At 59.0% G+C, this 24,544-nt stretch carries 22 protein-coding genes; 10 read left to right on the forward strand and 12 right to left on the reverse strand.

Going from position 1 to position 24,544, the window contains the following annotated elements:
• The first annotated feature begins 16 nt into the window (after nucleotides 1–16).
• The 3 genes from QZ862_RS21040 to QZ862_RS21050 are packed head-to-tail and all read left to right on the forward strand — an operon-like array spanning nucleotide 17 to nucleotide 3,504.
• The gene (locus QZ862_RS21040; protein WP_296077081.1) at nucleotides 17–1,507 is read left to right on the forward strand and encodes a CpaF family protein; all 1,491 of its coding nucleotides are present in this window, start codon (nucleotides 17–19) and stop codon (nucleotides 1,505–1,507) included.
• Nucleotides 1,504–2,508, forward strand: a complete 1,005-nt coding sequence (locus tag QZ862_RS21045) for a type II secretion system F family protein (RefSeq protein ID WP_296077077.1) — start codon at nucleotides 1,504–1,506, stop codon at nucleotides 2,506–2,508. The genes QZ862_RS21040 and QZ862_RS21045 overlap by 4 nt, the downstream gene beginning before the upstream one ends.
• 9 nt (nucleotides 2,509–2,517) lie before the next feature.
• Nucleotides 2,518–3,504, forward strand: coding sequence for a type II secretion system F family protein (locus QZ862_RS21050; RefSeq protein ID WP_296041121.1), 987 nt, complete (start codon nucleotides 2,518–2,520; stop codon nucleotides 3,502–3,504).
• Between the two features lie 171 nt (nucleotides 3,505–3,675).
• Here QZ862_RS21050 and QZ862_RS21055 read toward each other — a convergent pair whose 3' ends face one another.
• The gene (locus tag QZ862_RS21055; RefSeq protein ID WP_296077073.1) at nucleotides 3,676–4,392 is read right to left on the reverse strand and encodes a tetratricopeptide repeat protein; all 717 of its coding nucleotides are present in this window, start codon (nucleotides 4,390–4,392) and stop codon (nucleotides 3,676–3,678) included.
• Nucleotides 4,393–4,644: 252 nt separating this feature from the next.
• Between QZ862_RS21055 and QZ862_RS21060 the strand changes: the two genes are divergently transcribed.
• Nucleotides 4,645–6,042, forward strand: coding sequence for a M17 family metallopeptidase (locus tag QZ862_RS21060; RefSeq protein WP_296101625.1), 1,398 nt, complete (start codon nucleotides 4,645–4,647; stop codon nucleotides 6,040–6,042).
• Between the two features lie 78 nt (nucleotides 6,043–6,120).
• Here the strand turns inward: QZ862_RS21060 and pncB are convergent, their stop codons facing one another.
• From pncB to QZ862_RS21095, 7 genes are all read right to left on the reverse strand, one after another.
• Entirely contained in the window at nucleotides 6,121–7,425 is a 1,305-nt protein-coding gene (gene pncB, locus QZ862_RS21065) for a nicotinate phosphoribosyltransferase (RefSeq protein WP_296101626.1), read from the reverse strand.
• A gap of 164 nt (nucleotides 7,426–7,589) precedes the next feature.
• Nucleotides 7,590–7,955, reverse strand: coding sequence for a hypothetical protein (locus QZ862_RS21070; protein WP_296101627.1), 366 nt, complete (start codon nucleotides 7,953–7,955; stop codon nucleotides 7,590–7,592).
• Nucleotides 7,956–8,044: 89 nt separating this feature from the next.
• Nucleotides 8,045–8,902, reverse strand: a complete 858-nt coding sequence (locus tag QZ862_RS21075) for an NlpC/P60 family protein (RefSeq protein ID WP_296015741.1) — start codon at nucleotides 8,900–8,902, stop codon at nucleotides 8,045–8,047.
• Nucleotides 8,903–8,972: 70 nt separating this feature from the next.
• Nucleotides 8,973–9,317, reverse strand: coding sequence for a MarR family winged helix-turn-helix transcriptional regulator (locus QZ862_RS21080; RefSeq protein ID WP_296016018.1), 345 nt, complete (start codon nucleotides 9,315–9,317; stop codon nucleotides 8,973–8,975).
• A gap of 313 nt (nucleotides 9,318–9,630) precedes the next feature.
• Nucleotides 9,631–10,737, reverse strand: coding sequence for a DUF475 domain-containing protein (locus QZ862_RS21085; protein WP_296101629.1), 1,107 nt, complete (start codon nucleotides 10,735–10,737; stop codon nucleotides 9,631–9,633).
• Nucleotides 10,738–11,085: 348 nt separating this feature from the next.
• Nucleotides 11,086–12,015, reverse strand: a complete 930-nt coding sequence (locus tag QZ862_RS21090; protein ID WP_296101630.1) for a DMT family transporter — start codon at nucleotides 12,013–12,015, stop codon at nucleotides 11,086–11,088.
• Nucleotides 12,016–12,105: 90 nt separating this feature from the next.
• Entirely contained in the window at nucleotides 12,106–13,449 is a 1,344-nt protein-coding gene (locus QZ862_RS21095) for a formimidoylglutamate deiminase (protein ID WP_296101631.1), read from the reverse strand.
• Between the two features lie 85 nt (nucleotides 13,450–13,534).
• Here QZ862_RS21095 and hutI point away from each other — a divergent pair, with 85 nt between their 5' ends.
• From hutI to QZ862_RS21120, 5 genes are read left to right on the forward strand one after another with little or no spacing between them, the layout of a single operon-like run.
• Nucleotides 13,535–14,779 (forward strand): imidazolonepropionase, encoded by a 1,245-nt coding sequence (gene hutI / locus QZ862_RS21100; protein ID WP_296101632.1) that lies wholly within the window; start codon nucleotides 13,535–13,537, stop codon nucleotides 14,777–14,779.
• Nucleotides 14,776–16,317 carry a histidine ammonia-lyase gene (hutH, locus tag QZ862_RS21105; protein ID WP_296101674.1) on the forward strand — a complete coding sequence of 514 codons (1,542 nt, stop codon included), beginning with the start codon at nucleotides 14,776–14,778 and terminating at the stop codon, nucleotides 16,315–16,317. Before hutI ends, hutH begins: the two co-directional genes overlap by 4 nt.
• A gap of 1 nt (nucleotide 16,318) precedes the next feature.
• Nucleotides 16,319–17,119, forward strand: a complete 801-nt coding sequence (gene hutG, locus QZ862_RS21110; RefSeq protein WP_296101633.1) for an N-formylglutamate deformylase — start codon at nucleotides 16,319–16,321, stop codon at nucleotides 17,117–17,119.
• A gap of 11 nt (nucleotides 17,120–17,130) precedes the next feature.
• Nucleotides 17,131–18,816, forward strand: coding sequence for a urocanate hydratase (hutU, locus tag QZ862_RS21115; RefSeq protein ID WP_296101634.1), 1,686 nt, complete (start codon nucleotides 17,131–17,133; stop codon nucleotides 18,814–18,816).
• A 3-nt stretch (nucleotides 18,817–18,819) separates the two neighbouring features.
• Nucleotides 18,820–19,386 (forward strand): HutD family protein, encoded by a 567-nt coding sequence (locus QZ862_RS21120; protein ID WP_296101635.1) that lies wholly within the window; start codon nucleotides 18,820–18,822, stop codon nucleotides 19,384–19,386.
• A 226-nt stretch (nucleotides 19,387–19,612) separates the two neighbouring features.
• Here QZ862_RS21120 and QZ862_RS21125 read toward each other — a convergent pair whose 3' ends face one another.
• Entirely contained in the window at nucleotides 19,613–21,109 is a 1,497-nt protein-coding gene (locus tag QZ862_RS21125; RefSeq protein WP_113175728.1) for a CoA-acylating methylmalonate-semialdehyde dehydrogenase, read from the reverse strand.
• Nucleotides 21,110–21,216: 107 nt separating this feature from the next.
• Between QZ862_RS21125 and QZ862_RS21130 the strand changes: the two genes are divergently transcribed.
• Nucleotides 21,217–22,098 (forward strand): LysR family transcriptional regulator, encoded by an 882-nt coding sequence (locus QZ862_RS21130; RefSeq protein WP_296101637.1) that lies wholly within the window; start codon nucleotides 21,217–21,219, stop codon nucleotides 22,096–22,098.
• A 9-nt stretch (nucleotides 22,099–22,107) separates the two neighbouring features.
• On the opposite strand, the gene phnN is transcribed toward QZ862_RS21130, so the two are convergent.
• From phnN to QZ862_RS21145, 3 genes are read right to left on the reverse strand one after another with little or no spacing between them, the layout of a single operon-like run.
• Entirely contained in the window at nucleotides 22,108–22,707 is a 600-nt protein-coding gene (gene phnN / locus QZ862_RS21135) for a phosphonate metabolism protein/1,5-bisphosphokinase (PRPP-forming) PhnN (RefSeq protein ID WP_296101638.1), read from the reverse strand.
• Entirely contained in the window at nucleotides 22,704–23,840 is a 1,137-nt protein-coding gene (locus tag QZ862_RS21140; protein ID WP_296101639.1) for an alpha-D-ribose 1-methylphosphonate 5-triphosphate diphosphatase, read from the reverse strand. Before QZ862_RS21140 ends, phnN begins: the two co-directional genes overlap by 4 nt.
• On the reverse strand, nucleotides 23,833–24,525 hold the full coding sequence (locus QZ862_RS21145) for a DUF1045 domain-containing protein (RefSeq protein WP_296101640.1): 693 nt from the start codon (nucleotides 24,523–24,525) through the stop codon (nucleotides 23,833–23,835). Before QZ862_RS21145 ends, QZ862_RS21140 begins: the two co-directional genes overlap by 8 nt.
• Nucleotides 24,526–24,544 lie beyond the last annotated feature (19 nt).

A 24,544-nucleotide genomic window follows, 5' to 3' on the forward strand; every position in this document is an offset into this window, starting at 1 on the left:
GACCGGAAGACAAGAGATGTTTGGAAAACGTGGCAGCGACAGCTTCGGACGAAGCGGAACCATCGGGCGAGTGGCTTCACCGCCGCCCGCGCCGTTGCCTGCCATGAGTTCGCCTCCGCTCATGGATGACATGGAGCCTGCGGAGCTCACGGTGCTTCAACCACCTGCCCCGCGGCCATCCCCAGTACCGAAGGATAACGGCCCGCAGCGCAAACGTGCCCGCACGGATGACTATTATCAGACGAAGTCGCAGGTGTTTTCAGCGCTGATCGACACGATCGATCTTTCGCAGCTTTCCAAACTCGATACGGAAAGCGCTCGAGAAGAAATTCGTGATATCGTCAACGATATCATCACAATCAAGAACTTTGCGATGTCGATCTCCGAGCAGGAAGAACTGCTGGAAGATATTTGCAACGACGTGCTCGGCTATGGACCACTGGAGCCGCTTCTGGCGCGCGACGACATTGCCGATATCATGGTCAACGGTGCGGGCCAGACCTTCATTGAAGTGAACGGCAAGACGATCGAATCCGATATCCGTTTCCGCGACAACGCGCAGCTTCTTTCGATTTGCCAGCGCATCGTCAGCCAGGTCGGCCGCCGCGTCGATGAATCCAGTCCGATCTGCGATGCGCGCCTGCCGGACGGGTCGCGTGTGAACGTGATTGCGCCGCCCCTGTCGATAGATGGTCCTGCGCTGACGATCCGAAAGTTCAAGAAAGACAAGCTGACGCTCGATCAGTTGGTGCGCTTCGGTGCCATCACGCCTGAGGGCGCTGTCCTGTTGCAGATCATCGGACGTGTTCGCTGCAACGTCGTCATTTCGGGAGGAACCGGTTCGGGTAAAACGACGCTGCTCAACTGCCTGACGAGCTATATCGAAAAGGACGAGCGCGTCATTACCTGCGAGGACACCGCCGAACTCCAACTGCAGCAGCCGCATGTCGTCCGCCTGGAAACCCGCCCGCCCAATATCGAGGGCGAGGGCGAAATCACAATGCGCGATCTGATCAAGAACTGCTTGCGCATGCGTCCCGAGCGCATCATCGTCGGTGAAGTACGCGGACCCGAAGTGTTCGACCTGCTTCAGGCGATGAATACCGGCCATGACGGGTCCATGGGCACGATCCATGCCAATACGCCCCGGGAATGCCTCAGCCGTATGGAGTCGATGATCGCAATGGGCGGCTTCACCCTGCCGGCGAGAACCGTCCGGGAAATCATCTCCACATCCGTCGATATCATCATCCAGGCGGCCCGCCTTCGCGATGGCTCAAGGCGCATCACCCAGGTGACGGAGGTCGTCGGCATGGAAGGTGACGTGATTATTACGCAGGACCTGATCAAGTACGAAATCGAAGGGGAGGATGCCAATGGACGGCTGATCGGGCGCCACGTCTCTACCGGCATCACCAAGCCCCACTTTTTCGATCGCGTCCGCTACTACAACGAAGGCGGACGTCTTGTCGCGGCGCTTGAGGCGATGGAGCGTAGCAGCCAATGAACATAACTGTAGTGCTTCTTGTCGTTCTGGTCGCCATATCGGCAGGGGCGCTGGCCTATGTCTTCCTGTTCCCGCAGATCGAAACGGAGAAGAAGACGGCAAGCCGCGTTACCCGCGTCAAGGCAGCCGAAACGGACAGGGTCAAGATCAAAGCTGCGCGTGATCGCGTTCAGGAACTCAGCAAGCGCCGCAAATCGACGCAGGAAATGCTGAAAGACCTGGAGAAAAAGCAGAACGAAAAGACGAAGAAACGCAACAATGCCAGCATTCAAAGTCTCATTCTCCAGGCCGACCTTCCAATTTCGGTAAAGCGGTTCCATCTCTTCAGCATTGGCATCGCAGTTTTCGTCGCCCTTATGTCCCTGCTCTATGGCATGCCTTTTCTCGTGGGGATCGGCATCGCTTTCGTCGGTATTCTGGGCGCGCCACGTTGGGTGCTGCGCTATCTGGTCAAACGGCGTCAAACCAAATTCCTGGAAGAATTTCCAAACGCGCTCGATGTGATGTGTCGTTCGATACGAGCCGGGCTCCCTCTCAATGAGGCGGTGCGGCTGATCGCGTCCGATGGACAGGAACCGGTTAAAAGAGAGTTCCAGCGCATTGTCGAATCGCAGCAGGTGGGCATGTCCCTTGCCGAAGCCATTGAACGCATGGCATTGACGATGCCTCTGCCGGAGGTGAATTTCTTCGGCATTGTCATTTCGATGCAGGCTCAGGCAGGTGGCAACCTGTCGGAAACGCTTGGCAACGTTTCCAAGGTTCTGCGCGACCGGCGCAAGATGAAGGCCAAAGTCAACGCATTGTCGATGGAAGCGAAGGCGTCCGCCGTCATCATCGGCTCCCTGCCTTTCATCGTCTCGCTTCTGGTCTATTTCACGGCGCCGGACTATCTGATGGTCCTGTTTACCGATCAGCGCGGGCATATCATTCTCGGTTGCTCTGCAGTTTGGATGTCGATCGGCATCGTTATCATGCGCAATATGATCAACTTCGAGATCTGAGGCGGCCCCATGCTCGACACTCTCATGCAACGCCTCCTCGATCCGCATTTCCTTATAGCGGTTCTTGTCGCTGTGGCGGCCTTTTCCACCGTCTACACCGTTGCTACGCCCTATCTTACCCGTGCAGATCTCAACAGGCGCACACGAGCCGTTTCGACAGAGCGGGAGCGCTTGAGGAGCCGCAATCAGGAGCGCTTGAACGCACCCAGTCCAACGGGCAAGGCTTCGCTTCGCGCCAACCATAGCAAATCGGCCACCAAGATCGTCGAACGCTTCAACCTGCGCGAGGCGCTGGTCGATGCCAATACTGTGAACAAGCTGAAGTCTGCGGGCTTTCGCTCCCAAAACGCGCTCAACACCTTCCTGGCTGCGCGTTTCATCCTGCCATTCGTGTTTCTGCTTGTCGGGGGCCTGTGGGTCTTCGGTCTTAACAACTTCCCCAATTACAGCTTCATGACCCGTCTCGTGGGAGTGCTGGTGTTCGGTTATCTGGGCTTCTACGCTCCCAATATCTATGTCTCCAATCGCATTACCAAGCGGCAGAAGTCGATCAAACGCAACTGGCCGGATGCGCTGGACCTCATGCTCATCTGCGTGGAATCCGGCACCTCCATGGAGGTTGCCATGCGACGCGTGGCCGAGGAAATGACGGAGCAATCGCCGGAGCTTGCCGAAGAAATGGTGCTGACGGTGGCCGAGCTGTCGTTTTTGCAGGATCGCCGCGTGGCGCTGGAAAATTTAGGGCTTCGCACTCAGTTGGATAATGTGAAAAATGTCGTCCAGGCGCTGATCCAGGCGGAACGCTATGGCACACCGCTCTCGCAGGCTTTGCGCGTGATGTCGCAGGAAGGTCGCGACGAGCGCATGAACGAAGCAGAAAAAAAGGCGGCTGCGCTGCCGCCCAAGCTGACTGTACCGATGATCCTGTTTTTCCTGCCGGTGCTCGTCGCTGTCATTCTGGGACCTGCGGGCATTCGGGTCGCCGATACGTTTTGACCATGCAGCCATGAGGTTGGAGAGCAGCCTTACGTCGGCCTAGACGAACAGGCCGCACTGGCCGGCAAGCACGGTTATGAAGCGATTGGTCGGAAGAGACGCGGGTAGATCCGAGGAGATCGAGCGTCCTCACTGCGCCCAACGGGACGCACGGCGCTCTAGATGAAGGTCCTAACGAACTTCGGTCTTCTTGTTCTTGTCGGCAAGTTGTGACCACGCGTTCTGCTGAGACAGCATGCCGCGCAGATAAGCGAGATTGGCCTGCGCCTGCTGGGGAGACAACTCCTGCATAGCAATGCGTTGCGCTTCATCGAAGCGCCCCTGAAGGCCGACGACCAGTGCGAGGTTCTGGCGGATGCGGCTGTCGGCACCGGGTTGCGATGCCGCCGAGCGAAGATAGGTTTCTGCCGTGCGCGGATCATTTTGCAGCACGTAGGACATTCCGAGGTTTGACAGGATGCTCGGATCGTTGGGTTTGAGATCGAGCGCTTGACGATACTTCGCCCTGGCTTCGTTGGAGCGTCCCAACTGATCCAGAACCGCGCCTTCTGCGGAGTAAAGACGCCAATCCGGCCTATCGGGGGTTTGCGCTCGCTGGATGGTATTGAGCGCCTGCTCAAGCTGGCCGGCAGCAGCCTGAGACTTGCCGTAGGCCGCCAGCACTTCACGATCAGATGGATAGGCAATCGCGACCTGCTGCATGACCGCCAGTGCCTGCGTGTTCTTGCCTGTCATCATCAGGATGTTGGCGTAGTTCATCCCCGTGTTGCGGTCTTTGGGATTGCGCGCATAAGCTGCCCCGACCGATGCTTCGGCCTGGCGCAGTTGGTCCATGTTCATCTGATCGTAGGAATGCGAGACAGCAGGAGAAATCGATCCCGTCGACATTCGGTCCGGGCGATCCGTACGATTCGTGGAGCAGGCCGCGAGGCTTAAAGCCACAGCAGCGACGCAGGCACCCCGAAGAAGGATGCGTTTGCTGGCATGACGTGAGGAAATCGCAATCATGATGTCGCCCCGGGCCTATGTTCGGATATTTTGTTGACGCGGCGTGCGCCACGCAACTTTCGCTCCAGCAATAATCTGTTAACCCTAACAGAGTGTTAATTTGGCCGGTTCAGGCGTTTACGAAAGCAGACAATGGTCCCCTATCAGTTCATAGAGCGCGCTTCGCCCTTCAGTTCGAAGTCTGGCTCAACGCTTCCCGTCTTTGCAGTGACGCCTGCCCATATAGAACAGGGGGCTATCGATCCTGTGGCGCTCGATTGGGCGCGCAAGGCAGGCTTCAAGGCAGAGGCTGGCGCCATTCTGCTCATTCCCTCTGCGGAAGGTGCCTTGGGCGGGGCCCTCCTCGGCCTTGGGACCAATCCATCCGAAATTCCCTTCATTACCGGAAAGCTGGCACATGAGCTTCCCGAGGGCGACTGGCATATCGAAACCGCGCCACTGACCGTAAACCGGCTGACGCTCGGCTTCGGTCTCGGCGCCTATCGCTTCGACAAGTACCGCGCCACGAAGAACAACGGGCCGAAGCTTCTCATTCCTCGCGATGCCGAGGACGCCGAAATCAAGCGTATTCTCGCCGGTGTCTATCTGGCCCGTGACCTCATCAACGTCCCGGCCAACGACATGGGACCGGATGAGCTGGAAATTGCCTTTCGCAGTCTCGGCGCGCATTACAAGGCGCAAGTATCGGTCGTGGCCGGCGACGATCTCCTGAAGGAAAATTTTCCTCTGGTCCATGCGGTGGGTCGCGCCAGCGCCAGCGCACCACGCCTTCTGGAAATGTCGTGGGGCAAGAAGAACCATCCGCGACTGACCCTGGTCGGCAAGGGTGTATGCTTTGATACCGGTGGGCTCGACATCAAGCCATCCTCATCAATGGCGCTGATGAAAAAGGATATGGGCGGGGCAGCGAATGTGCTTGGTCTTGCGCTGATGATCATGGATGCGCGTCTGCCGATCAATCTGCGCGTCATCGTTCCGGCCGTGGAGAACTCCATTTCCGCCAGCGCCTTCCGACCCGGTGACATTTACAAGAGCCGCAAGGGCCTGACGGTGCAAATCGACAACACCGATGCCGAAGGCCGTCTCATCCTCGCCGACGCGCTGGCCTATGCCGATGAAGATCCGCCGGAACTGATGATCGACATGGCGACGCTGACGGGGGCGGCTCGCGTTGCGCTCGGACCGGACGTTCCGCCGTTTTACACCGATGACCAAGACCTTGCCCATAGCATTGCCGATGCGGGCATCGATACCGACGATCCGCTTTGGCGGCTGCCGCTCTATATGGGCTACGACAAGGACATCCGCTCGCGCGCGGCCGATCTTACCAACGCGCCCTCGGGCGGCATGGCTGGATCGATCACCGCGGCGCTCTTTCTCAAGCGCTTCGTTACGGAGACGAAGAAGTGGGTGCATTTCGATATTTACGGATGGTCGCTCAGCGAGCGACCGCATTCATCGATCGGTGGCGAGGCACAGGCTATCCGTGCTCTGTTCCACTATATTTCCCGCAGCTTCGTGAAGCGGTAGAACTGACCATACCAATTCATCATCCTCGCCATTACGGTGAGGATGATGAAAGCCGGCCTGTTCACCGAGTAAAACGGCCTAAACCAGGACCTTCTGGTCTTTTCGGTCCTCCTGACCGAAGAATTTCAGATAGCGCTGCACTTCTTCTGCCTCGCCTGTCGCCTTTTGCGGATTGTCGGAGAGCTTGACCGCCGGGCGGCCGTTGGCATCGCTGACCTTGCACACGACCGAGATCGGCTTCAAGCCCTCGATGGTTTTAGGCGCGCAACCGGCAAAATCGTTTGTGAGATTGGTGCCCCAGCCGAAGCTCATGCGCACGCGTCCCTCGAAATGCTTGTAGGTGTCGATGATGGCATCGACATCCAGGCCGTCTGAGAAGATGAGGAGCTTCTTCTTCGGGTCCCGGCCCATTTTTTTCCACCACTCGATGATCTTTTCGCCACCTTCGATAGGCGGCGCGCTATCCGGTCTGAAGCCTGTCCAATCCGCTACCCATTCCGGCGCGTTGCGCAAAAAGGCTGCAGTGCCGAAGGCGTCCGGCAGGACGATCAACAGGTTGCCGCCATAAAGTCGGTTCCAGTCCTTCATCACCTGGTAGGGTGCCGCGGCCAGTTCCTCGTCGTTCTGCGCCAGAGCGGCAACGACCATGGGAAGCTCATGCGCATTGGTGCCGACCGCTTCAAGATCTGAATCCATCGCCAGCAAGACATTGCTGGTGCCAGTGAAAGCGGGGCCGATACCTTCCTTCAGGGCTTCGACGCACCAGCGCTGCCACAGGAAACTATGGCGGCGGCGTGTGCCGAAATCGGAGATGCGCAGGCCAGGGAGTTCGCGAAGGCGCTCGACCTTTGCCCACATCTTGGCTTTGGCGCGGGCATAAAGCACGTCCAGTGTGAAGTAGCCGAGTGAACGCATGGCGCTTCTCGAGCGCAATTCGTTGACGATGGCGAGTGCTGGAATTTCCCATAGCGTGGTATCCATCCACCGGCCATGGAAATTCAGCTCATACTGCCCGTCGCGCTTGAACAGCTCGTATTCCGGCAATTGATAGCTCGACAGCCAGGATAGGAACTCCGGCTCGAAAATCTGCGAGCGGCCATAGAAGGTGTTACCGGCAAGCCAGATCGCTTCCTTTTTCGTCAGTCGCAGGCTGCGAGCATGATCGAGTTGTTCACGCAGTTCTACCTCGTCGATCTCCTCTGCGAGCCGAACGGTCTTTGTTCTGTTGATGAGGGAAAACGTTGCATTGACCTCTGGATAGAGCTTCCAGATCATCTGCAACATCAACAGCTTGTAGAAATCCGTATCGATGAGGCTGCGGATGATGGGATCAAGCTTCCAAGTGTGGTTGTGAACACGGGTCGCTATGTCTGTCTTCGTCATTGCTGCTGCTATCCCCCGCGCCAGACCCCTGCACCAGGTAAGTCCAGCATCGCCGCGCATTTTCAGAGGTCATCGACCTTGTGGGTCAAAGACTTATCTGAAAAACGCATGGCAAGTCCAGACCAGTTCACCCGAGTGCGGTACGTTGGGAGAGGTCTTACCTCTCAGAAATCCGTAGCGGGAGGATTGATCCCCGGATACCAGTCCTTCGATGTCGGGACCCTGGTGCCGAAATAGGACGTGCCGGACGAGCCGGAGCAACGATAGCCCTGAACCGGCAGGCCATCGCTACCGAAGAGATCGCGATAGGGGCCGGTGGGCCTGCTGGACTGAACAGTCGTCGAGTAGCAGTGATACCGTTCCTGTGGCTTGAGCGTCTTGGGGTCCTTCACGCCAGGCAAATTGGCATAAGCGTCTGGCGCGGGAAGATAACCGTCCTTGTAAACGGTCTGCGCCGTGCCAGCCTGCGGCAGAGCGAGAGCCACCAGGCAAAGAGCCAGGCCGGAAAAAGCGCGCTTCAAACGTCTCATCATGTCGCATCCCGATGCAAGAGAAGCTCTATATAAGCCATGCAAGTGGTATGCGCAGGATGCCACCTCGAAACGTTTTCGTGAGCAAATCAAGGACGGCGATAGGCGGTGGGCCTGTCATAGAGCCAGCCGATGCGCTGAATAGCCTCGTCCAGGTTCTCGCGTGCTACATTCATCGTATGGCCGTTGGCATGCAGTAGCGTCGTTTCATCTTCCATGATGCCGACATGACCCTTCCAGAAGACCAGATCGCCGCGGCGCAGTTCTTCGCGCTCGATCTCGGTTCCGAGAGACTTCACCTGCATGTCAGTATCGCGCAGTGCGAATTTGCCCGTCATCGCCATGGACAGTTGGACGAGACCCGAACAATCGATGCCGAAGCCGGAGCGGCCACCCCAGAGATAGGGCGTTTCGAGAAAGCGAAGTGCGACCGAGACATAATCATCGCAGACGAAACGATCGACGGGAAGACAATGGGCAGCAATCACACCCTCGCCCTTCGCGGTCATCAGGTAACGCGTCCCACGCGTTTCCTCTTCGCCGACGAAGGTCAGGCGGCTTCCCATAGAAAATGCCGCAACAGGCGGCTTTCTAAGTTCCGCTGCTGGATAGAGAAAGGTGCGGGGAGCAATGACGGTGTGTGTTGCCGCCTTTACCGCGCCGACCGCGACCTGTGGCATGTAACCGACATAGCCATCCGCCTCCGCCTGCACGAATGCCCAACCATCGGCTCGGTCGAAGACGCGGATCGCCTCCCCCATAAGCAGTTCGGTATCGATCCCCGATACCATCTCCGGCTTTGGCCGAAGTCCGACCACCGGAAGAGCGACCTGTGCGGGCTCGCCCGTGATGAAACGCTCTGCCTGGACCCTGCCCTCAAGCTTCGCATCCGCTAGATCGGGGCGAATGACATTCAGACGGCGGTCAAGGGTTTCGGCGGATGTCATGGTGATTTGGTCCTGGTTTGAAAGAATAATGCCAGCGTTCATCGAACGGCAATGCGGCGACTTTTTAACATCAAGTCTCGCGCGCCTTATCAATAATCAGATCGCCGAATTTTTCTAGATAGAGAGCGCCTGCGACCGTGCGTTTGATCACCACGTTGCGGCGATCCTTTTCGTCGCGTTCGCGATCGACAAGGCCCAAAGCACCCATACTGTCCAGTGCGCGAGTAATCACAGGCTTGGTGACGCCCAAAACACTCGCCAGGGCTCGCACGGTGTGCGGCGGCGGCACCAGATAGATATGGAGCAGGATCGCAGTCTGTCTCAGCGTCAGGTCGGGCGCTTCGCCTTCCACCTGCGCCAGCGCGACGCGGTGCCACAAGCCGAGCGCCTGGCTCGGCGACAATTCCACTGACACGTCGGAATTCTCCGTTTTTTGAACAATCCCAATCATCATCGCGCCAAGCGGTGAATAAAAAACAAAACCGCCGCCATCGAAGTTGTCACTTCGAAATGGCGGCGGTGTCGATAGGCTCGTTTTGAGCTCTCGCGTCCCCTCTGGACTTGAACAACCAAGAAGCACGAAGTGTGCCAACCCGCGATCAAGCCGAATCAGACGCTGAATGCCCTCGATTCCCATTCGTCGAGAAGGGCGAGAGATTATTTTTTAATCGCCGCGCAAAATTAAGACGCAGCCCTCCGCCTGTTAAGGCAGAGGGTCAGATGCCTAGTCAGACCTTGGCACCATGCGCGGCACCAGCTTCGCGGGCCTTTTCCTGCTTGTTATAGCGGATGGAGGACCACAGCGCGATGCCGATAAGGGTCGCGCCGCCAAGACCGGTGATCACTTCCGGAATATGGACGAGGCTCTGCGTGTACATGATCACCGAAAGGATCAGGATTGCGTAGAAGGCGCCATGCTCGAGATAGCGATATTCGGCAAGCGTTCCCTTCTCCACCAGCATGATGGTCATGGAGCGCACATACATGGCGCCGATACCAAGACCGATGGCGATGATGAAGAGGTTCGATGTCAGCGCAAAGGCGCCGATAACGCCATCGAATGAGAAGCTGGCATCCAGCACTTCGAGGTACAGGAAGGCACCGAAGCCGCCCTTTGCCGCGCCTTCCAGCATCTGCTGGCTGCGATCGAGAACGCCGCCAAGGACTTCGACCAGAAGGAAGGTCAAGAGGCCCCAGATCGCCGAGGTGAAGAAGACATTGGCCGCTTCCGGACCGAGCTCGGGATTGGCGCTGTTGCTGATGATGCGGGTGAAGACCAGCATGATGATCAAGACGAAGGCGATCTCGATTCCCTTGATCGAGGAATAGGTGGCGATCTTCTCCTCGAACCAGCGCACCCAGTGAACTTCCTTCTCATGGTCGAAGAAGAAGCTGAGGCCCACCATCATCAGGAAGGTACCGCCAAAGGCCGCAATCGGCAGATGCGCGTCCTTCATGATCTGGGCGTAGCGATCCGGCTCGGTCGCTGCCATGACCATGGCCGTCCATGGGCCGACATTTGCGGCGATGACGACGATCAGAAGTGGAAAGACGATACGCATGCCGAAGACGGCGATCAGAATGCCCCAGGTGAGGAAGCGATGCTGCCACTCGGGCGTCATGTCCTTCAGCTTGTTGGCATTGACGATGGCGTTATCGAAGGAGAGCGAGATTTCCAGCACGGCAAGAACCGCGCAGATGAAGAAAATGGTAGCGGTGCCGCTGAGCGTACCGGTCATTTCCCAGCCGAGATAGCCGCCGAGAATAAGGCCGACGACGGTTACGATAAAGGCCCACTTGAAATAGGAGAGCGTGGATTGCGCGGTGGGGGTCATCACAAAGCCCCCGCAACATTAGAACAGAAGATGTGCGTGACGTCGCGCGCCAGCACCGAATGCATGGTTGAGTTGTTCATGGGTGTTCATCCGCCGGCGTCATAAGCAGGCGGTACCGACATCGCGAGAGCGCCGTAAAACTCTCGCCAGAGGGGCCCGGCACCAAGGTTTCATCCTGCCCGATGTCAGGGGCAGAATGTCACTCTAGTCTCTCAACTTCGTGATGCCGTCAAGATTAAAGTTGTTTTTCGGCTACCTGTCGGCCTTTCTTCGCTGCGATAAGCCCTATTTTACTTCTCACAGGTTGTATTTACATCCAAGGGTACAGGTTTGTTGTTTACCAGAGGATCAGACCAGATCTTCGACGGGCTGAACCGCCGTCCTTGCCTGCTTGCGCTTCACAGCATTTTCCCGGAAGAAGATGTAGAGTCCCGACAGGACGATCAATCCGGCCCCGATGACGATGCTGATTTGCGGTACATCGCCGAAGATCAGCCAGCCGAAAATGACGGCCCACAGCAGCAATGTGTATTGCAAGGGCGCAACCGTCGCCGCATCGGCGAGTTTGAGCGCGCGATTGACCAGCACATGCGCGGTCATCGCCACGATGCCGAGAAGTGCGAGCAGCGACAGGTCAAAACCGGATTGTATTGGAATCCAGCCGGACGGCGTGACGAGAATGGCGACGATGCCGGCAAGCCCTGCCCCGATAATCTGCCAGAAGGCCAGGACGGTATCGGGCGTGTTGCGCAGCTGCCGGCCGGACAGCATCATGAAGGCGAAGGCAGCACTGCCGAGGATGGAAAAGAAGGCGGCACTGGTCAAAGAGGCCGAGCTCGGCTTCAACGCGATCAGGACACCGACGAACCCGATGCCGATCGCTGTCCACCGCCTCCAGCCGACTTTCTCACCCAGAAGGAAGGGTGACAATGCGGCCACATAGATAGGGGCAGCCAGCCAATAGGTCATGACGTCAGCCAGCGGAAGCGCTGCGACAGCGAAGTAGAAACAGAAGAGTTCGGCTGTCGAAAAGAACACACGTGCTGCCTGAAGGCCGGGGCGCTCGACATTCACCAGTTTCGCCAGCCCTGCCCTCCAAACGATCGGCAGCAGGATAATGACGGCCGCGATGCTACGCACGGCAATGACCTGACCGAGGCTGTAGGTGGAAACGAGGAACTTGCCCATCGCATCGTTGAGCGCGAAGAGCACCATGCCGAAAAGCATGACCGCGACGCCGAGACCCGTCGGCGAAAGCTGGCGAAGAAAATGTGGCATATGTCTCAAACTCCCTGACGGCAATGACTCGGCGAGCTTCGTCTCCGAGTCAAGGTCGCCCAACGCTTATATTAGCGTCACATACTGATGTCAGACGGACAAAAGCTGCCGCATCGTGTGCTGGAAGCGACGCGCAATCTCATCGCGGCAAATATGGGCGCCATCTCGCACCACCGCCTTACCGCCGATCCAGACAGTACGCGGCTTGACGAGATTGCCGAAAATCCAGCCATCGAGAATGTCATCACATTGCAGGTAGGGGGCCGCGTCTAAGTTGAGGGATGAAATATCCGCGGCCATGCCCGCTGCGATCCCGGCCTTTACACCCAAGGCCTTGGCGCCACCCGCCAAGGCGCCATCGAACAGGGTACGGCCCGTCGAGCCATTCGCTGGAGCGATGACATTGCGCGCCCGGTGGGACAGGCGCTGCGAATATTCGAGTTGACGCAGTTCTTCGCCGACGCCGATCAGCACGTTGCTGTCCGAGCCGATGCCGAAGGCGCCGTCATGTTTGAAGTATTCGACGGCAGCAAAAGTGCCATCCCCCAGATTGGCTTCCGTAATCGGGCAGAGACCGGCGACTGATCCCCTCTCGGCGACGCCTCGCGTTTCCGCTTCGGTCAAATGCGTCGCGTGGATCAGGCACCAACGATCCGTCACCTCTGCATTGTCCAGCAGCCATTCGACCGGTCGCTTGCCCGACCAGGCGATGCAGTCCTCAACCTCTTTCACCTGCTCGGCAATATGAATGTGAAGCGGCGCGTCGGGGGCGAGTTGGGCGGCAAAGCTCAGCTCTTCCGGCGTGACAGCGCGCAGGCTGTGCGGGGCCACACCCACCACGCTTTCGGGCAGGGCTGAAACCGCCTGACGGCAACCCTCCAGCAGACGCTCGAAACTATCGGGCGAATTGACGAAGCGGCGCTGGCCTTCCACCGGTGGCTGACCGCCGAAGCCGGAATGGGCGTAAAGGACTGGCAACAGTGTCAGCGAAATCCCGGTTTGCGCGGCGGCTGCCGCGATCCTTTCGCCAAGCTCGGCGATATTGGCATAATGAGCGCCATCCTTATCGTGATGGAGATAGTGAAACTCGCCCACACGACCGAAACCGGCCTCCAGCATCTCCATGTAAAGCTGAGCTGCCACCGCCTCCACCTGCTCCGGCGTCATCGACAGGGCGAAGCGGTACATCAGCGTGCGCCAGCTCCAGAAACTGTCTTGCGTGGCACCGCGCCGCTCCACCATGCCGGCCATGGCGCGCTGAAAGGCGTGGCTGTGAAGGTTCGGCATGGCAGGCACGAGAACCGCATGCCGATCATCGCCGGCCGCCGCTTCCACGTCCGGCGTGACCGACATCACCTTGCCATCGGCAATCTCGATACGGACATTGTTTGCCCAGCCTGTCGGCAGCAAAGCGGTTTCAGCATGGATGAACATGTCGGCTCCTCAATTTCCTCGAACAGGCTCTTGCCTCTACCTCCATTATGTATATACATATTGATCAGAAAGGAAGGAAAAACTGATGGCAAACCGGAATTCCACCTCAGACGGCAACGGCATTTCGCTTTGGCGAAACGCCCGCATTGCGACGCTCGATCCTTCCCGCGACGGCCTCGGCATTATCGAGGGCGGCACGATTGCCGCCAAAGACGGGCGGATCGTATTTGTCGGCCCAGAATCCGAGCTTCCCTCCAGCCTGATCGACCAGGCAGAGACCGTCGATTGCAAAGGTCGTTGGATCACGCCCTCGCTGATCGACTGCCACACCCATCTCGTTTTCGGCGGCAACCGCGCCATGGAATTCGAAATGCGCCTAAATGGCGCAAGCTATGAAGAGATCGCCAAGGCCGGCGGCGGGATCGTTTCCTCCGTGCGCGATACCCGCACCAAGAGCGAAGACGAACTGGTGGCAGAAGCCCTTCCGCGTCTGGACACGCTGCTTGCCGAAGGCATTTCCACCATCGAAATCAAATCCGGCTATGGGCTCAATATCGAGACCGAATGCAAGATGCTGCGCGTGGCGCGCAGGCTCGAAACATTGCGCCCCGTTCGCATCCTCACCAGCTATCTCGCTGCCCATGCGACGCCTGCCGAATATAAAGGGCGAAATGCGGATTACATAGCCGACATTGTATTGCCTGGTATGGAACGCGCTCATCAGGAAAAGCTCATTGATGCCGTCGATGGTTTTTGCGAGGGTATCGCCTTTTCCGTTGAAGAAATGCGCACTGTCTTCGACAAGGCCAAAGCGCTCGGTCTTCCCGTCAAGCTTCATGCCGAACAGCTTTCCAATCTTCACGGCGCGGAACTGGCAGCCTCTTATCGTGCGCTCTCCGCCGATCATCTGGAATATCTCGATGGGTCCGGTGCGAAAGCGCTCGCCCAATCCGGCACGGTTGCCGTTCTTCTACCGGGTGCCTTCTATGCGCTGCGCGAGACGAAGCTGCCCCCCATGCAGGCTTTGCGCGAGGCGGGTGCCGATATTGCGCTTGCCACCGATTGCAATCCCGGCACCTCGCCGCTGACATCGCTGCTGCTGACCATGAACATGGGCGCGACGCTTTTCCGCATGACGGTGGATGAGTGCATAACCGCAACGACCCGCAATGCCGCAAAGGCTCTCGGTGTTCTCGCCGAGACCGGAACAATCACAGTCGGCAAATCCGCCGATCTCGCCATCTGGAACATCGAGCGCCCGGCGGAGCTCGTCTACCGCATCGGCTTCAACCCGCTTCACGCACGCATCTTCAAGGGACGGACGATCTGACCATGACCATCATTCTTCATCCGGGCGCTGTGCCGCTTGCCGATCTGGCGACAATCTACTGGGGGAATGGTGCTGCCAAGCTTCATCCATCCTTCGATGCGGGTATCGAAAAGGCTGCAAAGCGCATTGCCGATATCGCCGCCGGTAACGCGCCGGTCTATGGCATCAATACCGGCTTCGGCAAACTCGCCTCGATCAAGATCGATGCCGCAGATGTCGCGACCCTTCAGCGCAACCTGATCCTCTCCCATTGCTGCGGCGTGGGTGCCCCCCTGCCAGAGAACGTCGTGCGGCTGATCATGGCGCTCAAGCTGATTTCGCTTGGTCGTGGCGCATCTGGTGTCCGGCTGGAACTGGTGCGGCTGATCGAGGCCATGCTGGAAAAAGGCGTCATTCCGCTGATCCCGGAAAAGGGCTCCGTCGGCGCTTCGGGCGATCTCGCGCCGCTGGCGCATATGGCAGCGGTGATGATGGGCGAAGGCGAAGCCTTCTTTGCCGGAGAGCAGATGCCAGCTCGCGATGCGCTGGCAAAGGCCGATCTCGCGCCTGTGGTTCTGGCTGCCAAGGAAGGTCTGGCGCTCATCAACGGCACGCAGACTTCGACGGCACTGGCTCTCGCCGGTCTCTTCCGCGCTCATCGCGCGGCACAGGCAGCACTCATTACCGGCGCGCTGTCCACCGATGCGGCCATGGGGTCTTCGGCGCCTTTCCATCCGGACATCCACACGCTTCGCGGCCATAAGGGCCAGATCGATGCGGGTTCGGCCCTTCGCCAACTGCTGGAAGGGTCGGAAATCCGTGTCAGCCACATCGAAGGCGACGAGCGGGTTCAGGACCCCTATTGCATCCGCTGCCAGCCGCAGGTGGATGGCGCATGCCTCGATCTTCTACGCCAAGTGGCGAAGACGCTCGAAATCGAAGCCAATGCGGTGACCGATAACCCGCTAGTTCTTTCCGACAATTCCGTCGTATCCGGCGGCAACTTCCATGCGGAGCCAGTGGCTTTTGCAGCGGACCAGACCGCTCTTGCGATCTGCGAAATCGGTGCAATCGCCCAGCGGCGCATCGCCCTTCTCGTCGATCCGGCCCTTTCCTATGGATTGCCCGCGTTTCTTTCGAAGAAGCCGGGCCTGAACTCTGGCCTGATGATCGCCGAAGTGACGTCGGCTGCGCTGATGAGCGAGAACAAGCAGATGTCGCACCCGGCATCGGTGGATTCCACACCGACCTCAGCCAACCAGGAAGACCATGTGTCCATGGCATGCCACGGCGCTCGCCGCCTGCTTGCTATGACGGAAAACCTCTTTGCCATTCTCGGCATCGAGGCGTTGTCTGCCGTGCAGGGCGTCGAATTGCGCGGACCGTTGAAGACGAGCCCGCAGTTGCAAAAGGCCATGTCGGTCTTGCGCGCCGCCATCCCGTCACTGGAAGAAGACCGCTACATGGCGCCCGATCTCAAGGCTGCAGCCGATCTGATCGCCACCGGCGCGCTGGTCGATGCAATTTCGGACGGCATTCTGCCAAGGCTGGAGGCGTAAGATGTCAGTGGTCGATATCCATCAGGGGAGTTCGCCCGTCATTCTCGGCCTGCCGCATACGGGAACCGACGTTCCGGTCGCGATCTGGGAGCGGCTGAACGACAATGGCCGCCTGCTTGCGGATACCGACTGGCATATTCACGAACTCTACGCCGGTTTGCTGGACGACGCGACGACGGTGCGGGCCACCTTCCATCGCTATGTGATCGATGCTAACCGCGATCCGTCCGGCACAAGCCTCTATCCGGGCCAGAACACCACTGGCCTTGTTCCCGAAACCGACTTCGACGGCAAAGCGATCTGGAAAGACGGGCAAGCGCCAAACGAAGCGGATATCGCTTATCGGCTAGAGCATTTTCATGCGCCTTATCACGCAGCACTTACAGCGGAAATCGAGCGCGTAAAGGCCATCCATGGCGTCGCCGTTCTCTATGATTGCCATTCCATCCGCTCGCATATTCCCTTTCTCTTCGAGGGCAAGCTGCCGGATTTCAATATTGGCACGGATATGGGCAAGACCTGCGATCCGGCCGTTGAGGCCATCGCGGTCGATGTTACGACGGCAGCGGAAGGCTACACCTCCATCCTCAACGGTCGCTTCAAGGGCGGTTGGACCACGCGCCATTACGGCCAGCCAGACAAGGGCGTCCACGCGATCCAGATGGAGCTTGCGCAATGCACCCATCTCGCGACAGAGGCACCGCCGTTTGCCTTTGATGACGACAAGGCGGCGACACTCCGCACCCATCTCAAAACCATTCTGACGCGCATGGAAGATTGTGCGCTCACACTCAGGACATAAGGGGAAAGACCATGACAAATCCGCGTCATAACGAACGTGAAGTCCGCGCACCACACGGTCCGGAACTGAATGCCAAGAGTTGGATGACCGAAGCGCCGCTTCGCATGCTGATGAATAATCTGGATCCGGACGTTGCCGAACGTCCACATGAGCTGGTGGTCTATGGCGGCATCGGCCGCGCTGCACGCACCTGGGCAGATTTCGACCGGATCGTTGCCACGCTGAAAGACCTCAATGAGGACGAGACGCTGCTGGTGCAATCCGGCAAGCCGGTCGGCGTGTTTCGCACCCATAAGGATGCGCCGCGCGTGCTGATCGCCAACTCCAACCTCGTTCCGCACTGGGCGACCTGGGAGCATTTCAACGAGCTGGACCGTAAGGGTCTCGCCATGTACGGCCAGATGACCGCCGGTTCGTGGATTTACATCGGCACGCAGGGCATCGTTCAGGGGACCTATGAAACGTTCGTGGAAGCAGGACGCCAGCATTTTGGCGGCGACCTCAAGGGAAAGTGGATTCTGACTGGCGGTCTTGGCGGCATGGGTGGCGCGCAGCCGCTCGCCGCCGTCATGGCAGGCGCCTGCTGCCTTGCCGTCGAGTGTGACGAGACCCGCGTCGATTTCCGCCTTCGCACCCGCTATCTGGATGCCAAGGCCCATACGCTGGATGAAGCGCTGGCACTGATCGACCAGTGGACCAAGGCAGGCGAAGCGAAATCCGTCGGCCTGATCGGCAATGCTGCCGATATCTTCCCGGAACTCGTCAAGCGGATGAAGGCGGGTGGTGCACGTCCCGATATCGTCACCGACCAGACGTCCGCCCATGACCCGATCCATGGCTACCTGCCCTCCGGCTGGAGCGTTGCCGAATGGCGCGCCAAGCAGGAGAGCGATCCGAAGGTGGTGGAGACAGCTGCCCGCGCTTCGATGAAGACGCAGGTTCAGGCCATGGTGGATTTCTGGAACGCCGGTGTCCCAACGCTCGATTACGGCAACAATATCCGCCAGGTTGCCAAGGAAGAAGGGTTCGAAAACGCCTTCGCCTTCCCCGGCTTCGTGCCTGCCTATATCCGCCCGCTGTTTTGCCGCGGCATCGGTCCGTTCCGCTGGGCCGCCCTTTCGGGCGATCCGGAGGACATCTACAAGACCGATGCCAAGGTCAAGGAACTGCTGCCGGACAACAAGCACCTACACAACTGGCTGGACATGGCGCGCGAGCGCATCGCCTTCCAAGGCCTACCGGCGCGCATCTGCTGGGTCGGCCTCGGCGATCGTCATCGCCTGGCGCTTGCCTTCAACGAGATGGTCAGGACTGGCGAGTTGAAGGCTCCGGTCGTCATCGGTCGCGACCACCTCGATTCCGGTTCCGTCGCCTCGCCCAACCGCGAGACCGAAGCGATGAAGGATGGTTCGGATGCCGTATCCGACTGGCCGTTGTTGAACGCGCTGCTCAACACCGCATCGGGCGCCACCTGGGTGTCGCTGCACCATGGCGGCGGCGTCGGCATGGGCTTTTCCCAGCATTCGGGTGTCGTCATCTGCGCCGACGGCACGGATGATGCCGCGCGCCGTCTGGAGCGCGTGCTGTGGAACGACCCGGCGACGGGCGTGATGCGCCATGCGGATGCCGGTTACGACATCGCGCTCGATTGCGCCAAGGAGAAGGGCCTTCGCCTGCCCGGCATTCTGGGGAACTGACCCATGAAGCGGCTCAGCGCCTGCGACTACAAGCGCATGCCGTGGAAGAACGGCAAGGGAGAGACGGTGGAAATCGCCGTCTTTCCGCCCGGCGCAGCCATGGATGCGTTCGAGTGGCGGATCAGCATGGCGAGTGTGGCCAATGACGGCGCTTTCTCGCTCTTTCCGGAGATCGATCGAACGCTATCGATTTTGTGGGGACACGGCATGTCGCTCACCATTGATGGTGCGGCACCGGTTCTTCTGACGATGGACAGCGACCCGCTTCGCTTTGCCGCCGATGTCCCTGTCGATGCAACGCTTGTGGATGGCGCGATCACCGATCTCAACGTCATGACCCGCCGTGGACGTTTTGTGCATAGAGTTGAGCGACGCGCTGGTTCGTTCTCGGTGCGTGGCTGTGAGCGTGGGGAGACGGTGTATCTTCTGGCGACGGGTCCAGTTACGCTCACCAGTCAAAAAGACACGGTGCAGCTTGAGGAGATGGATTGCGTGCTCTTTGAAGAGGGTGCCAGCGTTAAGGCTGAGAATATCGTCTGCTATGAAATCCGATTTCAAGAGGCTGTTTAGCCTGGACTAAGAGATGAGCTCAAGCCACGCTCTGCTTGAAGATGACGGCCAACTCCCCTCTTCGCCGTCATCCTCGGCCTTGAGCCGAGGATCCATAAGACATTAATGCCGTTAGGAAAAATGGATCCTCGGGTTGAGCCCGAGGATGACCGGAGGGAGAGTTCGGGGCCACCAAAAGAAAGGCTCCGCGCGAACGGGGCCTTCATCTTTCACACTGTAAATCGCATCACTTCATCGTCGGCATGACGAATTCAGCACCCGACTTGATGCCGGACGGCCAGCGGGCGGTGATCGTCTTGGTCTTGGTCCAGAACTTGATCGAGTCCGTGCCGTGCTGGTTGAGGTCGCCGAAGCTCGAGGCCTTCCAGCCGCCAAAGGAGTGATAGGCGAGCGGAACCGGGATTGGAACGTTGATGCCGATCATGCCGATATTGATACGCGAGGCGAAGTCGCGGGCGGCATCGCCGTCGCGGGTGAAGATGGCGACCCCGTTGCCATATTCATGCTTCATCGGCAGGTCGAGCGCTTCTTCGTAATTCTGGGCGCGGACGACGGAGAGAACCGGTCCGAAGATCTCCTGCTTGTAGATATCCATGTCAGGCGTGACGTGGTCGAACAGGCAGCCGCCGACGAAATAACCGTCCTCATAGCCCTGAAGCTTGAAATCGCGACCGTCGACCAGAAGCTTGGCGCCCTGCTCCACACCACTGTCGATCAGGCCCTTGACGCGCGTCTGCGCTTCCTTGGTGACGAGAGGACCCATGTCGGCCTTGTCATCGGTATAAGGGCCGATCTTCAATGCCTCGATCTGCGGGATCAACTTTTCAACCAGACGGTTGGCGGTCTCTTCACCCACCGGCACGGCAACAGAAACGGCCATGCAGCGTTCGCCAGCCGAACCGTAACCGGCACCCATCAGCGCGTTGACCGCCTGATCGAGATCGGCATCCGGCATGATGATCATGTGGTTCTTCGCGCCGCCGAAGCACTGGGCGCGCTTGCCGTTCATTGCGGCGGTACCATAAACGTAACGGGCAATCGGCGTGGAGCCGACAAAGGAGACCGCGCCGATATCCGGGTTGGTCAGAAGGCCGTCCACTGCGCTCTTGTCGCCATTGATCACGTTGAGGATACCGGCAGGCAGACCCGCTTCGATCATCAGTTCGGCCAGACGGATCGGCAAGGATGGATCACGCTCGGATGGCTTGAGGATGAAGGCGTTGCCGCAGGCAATAGCGGGGGCAAACATCCACATGGGGATCATGGCCGGGAAGTTGAACGGCGTGATGCCAGCACCAATGCCGACGGGCTGGCGGATGGAGTACATGTCGATGGCCGGACCCGCACCCTCGGTGAACTCACCCTTGGCGAGATGGGGAATGCCGCAGACGAATTCGCAGACTTCCAGGCCGCGAATGATATCGCCCTTGGAATCTTCCACCGTCTTGCCGTGTTCGCTTGAGAGAAGCACCGCCAGCTCATCCATGTTCTTGTTGAGAAGTTCGACGAACTTGAAGAAGACGCGAGCGCGGCGCTGGGGGTTGGTCGCCGCCCATTTGGGCTGCGCGGCCTTGGCGCTCTGAACGGCTGCAAGGATTTCCGCGTCGCTTGCCAGCGCCACGGTCGCCTGCACTTCGCCAGTTGCCGGATTGAAGACATTCGACGTGCGGCCGCTTGTACCTGCTACACGCTTGCCGTCGATGAAATGGCCGATCTCGTTCATGATGTCCTCCAGGGATTCTTGATGACCCACCATCCTGTTTTCAGTTGCACAAAGCAATGGTCAGGAATACGCATCCGTTGTGCATAAAACGAAATAAGGATGCAGCAATGGACTGGGACGATGTGCGAATTTTTCTCAGCGTAGCGCGCAGTGGTCAGTTTCTTGCAGCCGCCAAGATTCTGGGCGTCAATCACGCGACGCTCAGCCGTCGCATGACAGCACTGGAAAAGGCGCTCAGTGCCCAGCTATTCATCCGAACAACGACCGGCTGCATTTTGACAGAGGACGGGAATCAGTTTCTGGTGGCGGCGGAGCGGATGGAAACCGAAATGCTCTCGGTGCAGGCAATGCTTGGCCAAGGTGTGGCGGGCATCAGCGGCACCGTGCGCATCGGCGCGCCGGACGGTTTTGGTGTTTCGTTTCTTGCGCCACGCCTGGGAGAGTTGACGGCGGCTCACCCGGAACTGAGAATCGAGCTCGTGCCGGTGCCGCGATCCTTTTCGCTTTCGCAACGCGAGGCGGATATTGCGATCACCATCGAGCGGCCCGAGCAGGGTCGGCTGATCTACTCGAAGCTGACGGATTACTCGCTCGGTCTCTACGCGTCGAAGAGCTACCTCGAGGGGAACCCGGCGCCTGAAAAGGTCGAAGATTTAAGGCAGCATCGGCGGATCGGTTATGTCGAGGATCTCATCTTTTCGCCGTCACTCAATTTTACCTCGGAGGTTCTCCGCGACTGGGATGCGACCTTCGCGATTTCCAGCGCCATAGGCCAGACCGAAGCAGTACGCTCCGGTGCCGGGATCTGCATCCTGCATGATTACATTGCCCGCAGCGATCCAAGCCTTGTACGCCTACTTCCCGAGATATCGATTCGCCGATCCTACTGGACCGCCTATCACGAAAATGCCCGTCAGCTTGCGCGGGTAAGAACGGTCGTGCAGTTCCTGCAGGATATCGTCGCGAAGGAGCGTCGCAGCTTCTCGTGAACGAATAGCCTATCGGGTCGATATGCTGCTCTGCAGGAGAGCGAGCAGGACCGATCCCGCCTCCTCGATCTCGCCGCTATTGTCGATGGTCGTCACGTCGAAACTATCGCAGATTGCCTCCACCTTGCGGTCGAGCCGGCCCATGATTTCCGACATGCTCTCGCGGCCCCGGTTCGCCAGCCTGGCGGAGAGGATTTCCGGCCGTGCTGTGACCACCACCACTTTCAAGTTGGGGAAGGCTGCTCTGAAGTGGGGAAGTGCGGAGCGTGAGCCATTCGCCACCGCCACGCCGCCCTTCTTCAGATGCTGCTTGACCGAAGCGGGTATTCCATAATGCAGACCGTGGGCACTCCAGGACACACAAAATTCGCCGGCTACCTTTTTTCGTTGGAAGGTCTCTTCGCTGCAACCCTCATGGTTCTCGCCACCCGCGTCACTGTCTCGGGTAATGATACGCCGGACGAAATGCACGTCACGATTATCTCGCAGGCGTTCTGCGGCATAATCGATCAGCGTGTCCTTGCCAGCGCCACTCGGGCCGACGACGACGATCATCGTTCCGAGCAGGTTGGGGCCCGGTGACAGTGAGTCAGACGATGCGAGGCTCATGCAACACGTTTTCCCTGTCGCCAGACGCTGCGCACCACGGGCACACCGCTTTCACGACGCACCCGTACGAGGTCGGCGCGCAGTCCTTCGGCAATAGAACCGCGATCTGTCAGACCAACCGTCTTTGCCGGTGTTGCGGTCACCATCGCAAGTGCCTTCGGAAGGCTGATGCCTTCCACCTGATCGGCCAGCAGGAAGGGGGCATAGAGCAGGCTGAACGGCACATAGTCCGAAGACAGCACATCGAGGACGCCGAGTTCGGCGAGATCGCGGGCGGCGATGTTGCCGGAATGCGACTTGCCACGCACGATATTGGGCGCGCCCATCAGCACGCTCATGCCCGCCGTGTGCGATGCTTTGGCGGCTTCGACGCTCGTTGGAAATTCGGCAAGCCGCACACCATGACCGATCGCCTCCTCGACATGGGCTTCAGTGGCGTCGTCATGGCTGGCAACGGTGATGCCGCGTTCGGCGCAGCGGGCGGAGAGATAGTCGCGGTGCTTGCCGGAGAATTTTTCCGAAGCAGAGACGCGTCGATCAACAAAAGCCTTGAAGGCTTCGTCACTCAGACCGCGCTTTTTCTGGTAGAACATGATGTACTGGTCCATCGTCTGAAACTGACGCTGGCCCGGGGAGTGATCCATCAGCGAAATCAGCCGCACATGCGGATCGTTTTCGAAATCCTCGAAATGCTCCAGCACGTCGGCGGAAGCAACCTCGCAGCGCAGATGCAGCAGGTGATCGGAGCGAAGGCGATCTTCACCCTTGGCCTTCTCGATGGCATCGGCCATGTCGCGCATCTCGCCGCGCTCGAAGCCGCCATCCTCATCCGAGCCGAGACGCAGACAATCAAAGACGGTCGTGATGCCGGAGGACGCGACCTGCGCATCATGGGCCTGAATGGCGGCAATCTTGTCCCAGGTGACGCCCGGGCGCGGGGAATAATGCTGTTCAAGATGGTCGGTGTGAAGCTCGACGAGGCCTGGGATCAGATAGTCGCCTTCGAAGTCTTCGCCGGTTTTCGATGCGCCTTCGCTGATATCGGCAATCACGCCATCGCGGATCAGGACGGAGCCTTGGACGACATCGTCGGACAGCACGATGCGTGCATTGGATAGGACATGTTCAGCCATTTCGGACATCTTTCGTATTGGGAGCAGCCAGTGGCTGCCAGCTATGAACGGTAAAGGCTTCGCCCCGCTCCTTTTCGACGAAAAGGCCAAGGCCGGAGATCGTCAGCGGGCGATGGATGAAGCCGGCAAATGTCTTGGCCAGGATGTCGGCCATCTCTTGCCTGCGCCCCTCACTCACCGGCCCTGTCAGGGTCATGTGAAAGCGGAAATCATCCATCACATAAGGGTAACCCCAGCGATGGAGATTGGCGCGCTGGCTTTCGCTCAGCGCTTCCGGCTTACGGCGGGCAATATCGCGCTCCGACAAGGGCGCGCGGAAGGGCTCGAAATGTCTCACCACATCGGCGGTGAAATCCTGGAGCGGCTGATGGAGCGTGGCCGGAACCAGTGCGAAGAAAGGCCCGAGTGAGCCGATGACGATTTCGGGAATATCGAAGGCGGCGTGTGAGGCTGCAAAGGCGGAGAATGCCTCCACCAATTCGCTCTCATGTATGCCTTCGGCAAGCTCGAAGGGCGCTTTCAGCGTGGCGTGGAAACCGTAGCGCCTTGGCTCTTCGGTAACGTCCGCAAACCTGGCATAGTCGTCAAAGCCCTCACCGGAAAAGGCGTTGCGTCCCAGCCACCGTGACGCTGTCTCAGTCAGCGGATCGGTGGCGGAGGGCGAAAAATAGATTGCGTAGCGCACAGGGTCGCACTTTCAAACG

Origin of the sequence: uncultured Agrobacterium sp. (assembly GCA_913777615.1) — a bacterium.
GTDB lineage: Bacteria > Pseudomonadota > Alphaproteobacteria > Rhizobiales > Rhizobiaceae > Agrobacterium.

Coding starts and splice junctions, on each gene's coding strand:
- QZ862_RS21120 (WP_296101635.1), top strand. CDS start 18,820: ATGAAGCGGCTCAGCGCCTGCGACTACAAGCGCATGCCGTGGAAGAAC.
- QZ862_RS21095 (WP_296101631.1), bottom strand. CDS start 13,449: ATGTTCATCCATGCTGAAACCGCTTTGCTGCCGACAGGCTGGGCAAAC.
- QZ862_RS21050 (WP_296041121.1), top strand. CDS start 2,518: ATGCTCGACACTCTCATGCAACGCCTCCTCGATCCGCATTTCCTTATA.
- QZ862_RS21040 (WP_296077081.1), top strand. CDS start 17: ATGTTTGGAAAACGTGGCAGCGACAGCTTCGGACGAAGCGGAACCATC.
- hutU (WP_296101634.1), top strand. CDS start 17,131: ATGACAAATCCGCGTCATAACGAACGTGAAGTCCGCGCACCACACGGT.
- QZ862_RS21070 (WP_296101627.1), bottom strand. CDS start 7,955: ATGAGACGTTTGAAGCGCGCTTTTTCCGGCCTGGCTCTTTGCCTGGTG.
- hutI (WP_296101632.1), top strand. CDS start 13,535: ATGGCAAACCGGAATTCCACCTCAGACGGCAACGGCATTTCGCTTTGG.
- QZ862_RS21125 (WP_113175728.1), bottom strand. CDS start 21,109: ATGAACGAGATCGGCCATTTCATCGACGGCAAGCGTGTAGCAGGTACA.
- phnN (WP_296101638.1), bottom strand. CDS start 22,707: ATGAGCCTCGCATCGTCTGACTCACTGTCACCGGGCCCCAACCTGCTC.
- hutG (WP_296101633.1), top strand. CDS start 16,319: ATGTCAGTGGTCGATATCCATCAGGGGAGTTCGCCCGTCATTCTCGGC.
- QZ862_RS21090 (WP_296101630.1), bottom strand. CDS start 12,015: ATGCCACATTTTCTTCGCCAGCTTTCGCCGACGGGTCTCGGCGTCGCG.
- pncB (WP_296101626.1), bottom strand. CDS start 7,425: ATGACGAAGACAGACATAGCGACCCGTGTTCACAACCACACTTGGAAG.
- QZ862_RS21140 (WP_296101639.1), bottom strand. CDS start 23,840: ATGGCTGAACATGTCCTATCCAATGCACGCATCGTGCTGTCCGACGAT.
- QZ862_RS21055 (WP_296077073.1), bottom strand. CDS start 4,392: ATGTCGACGGGATCGATTTCTCCTGCTGTCTCGCATTCCTACGATCAG.
- QZ862_RS21045 (WP_296077077.1), top strand. CDS start 1,504: ATGAACATAACTGTAGTGCTTCTTGTCGTTCTGGTCGCCATATCGGCA.
- QZ862_RS21130 (WP_296101637.1), top strand. CDS start 21,217: ATGGACTGGGACGATGTGCGAATTTTTCTCAGCGTAGCGCGCAGTGGT.
- QZ862_RS21075 (WP_296015741.1), bottom strand. CDS start 8,902: ATGACATCCGCCGAAACCCTTGACCGCCGTCTGAATGTCATTCGCCCC.
- QZ862_RS21060 (WP_296101625.1), top strand. CDS start 4,645: ATGGTCCCCTATCAGTTCATAGAGCGCGCTTCGCCCTTCAGTTCGAAG.
- QZ862_RS21085 (WP_296101629.1), bottom strand. CDS start 10,737: ATGACCCCCACCGCGCAATCCACGCTCTCCTATTTCAAGTGGGCCTTT.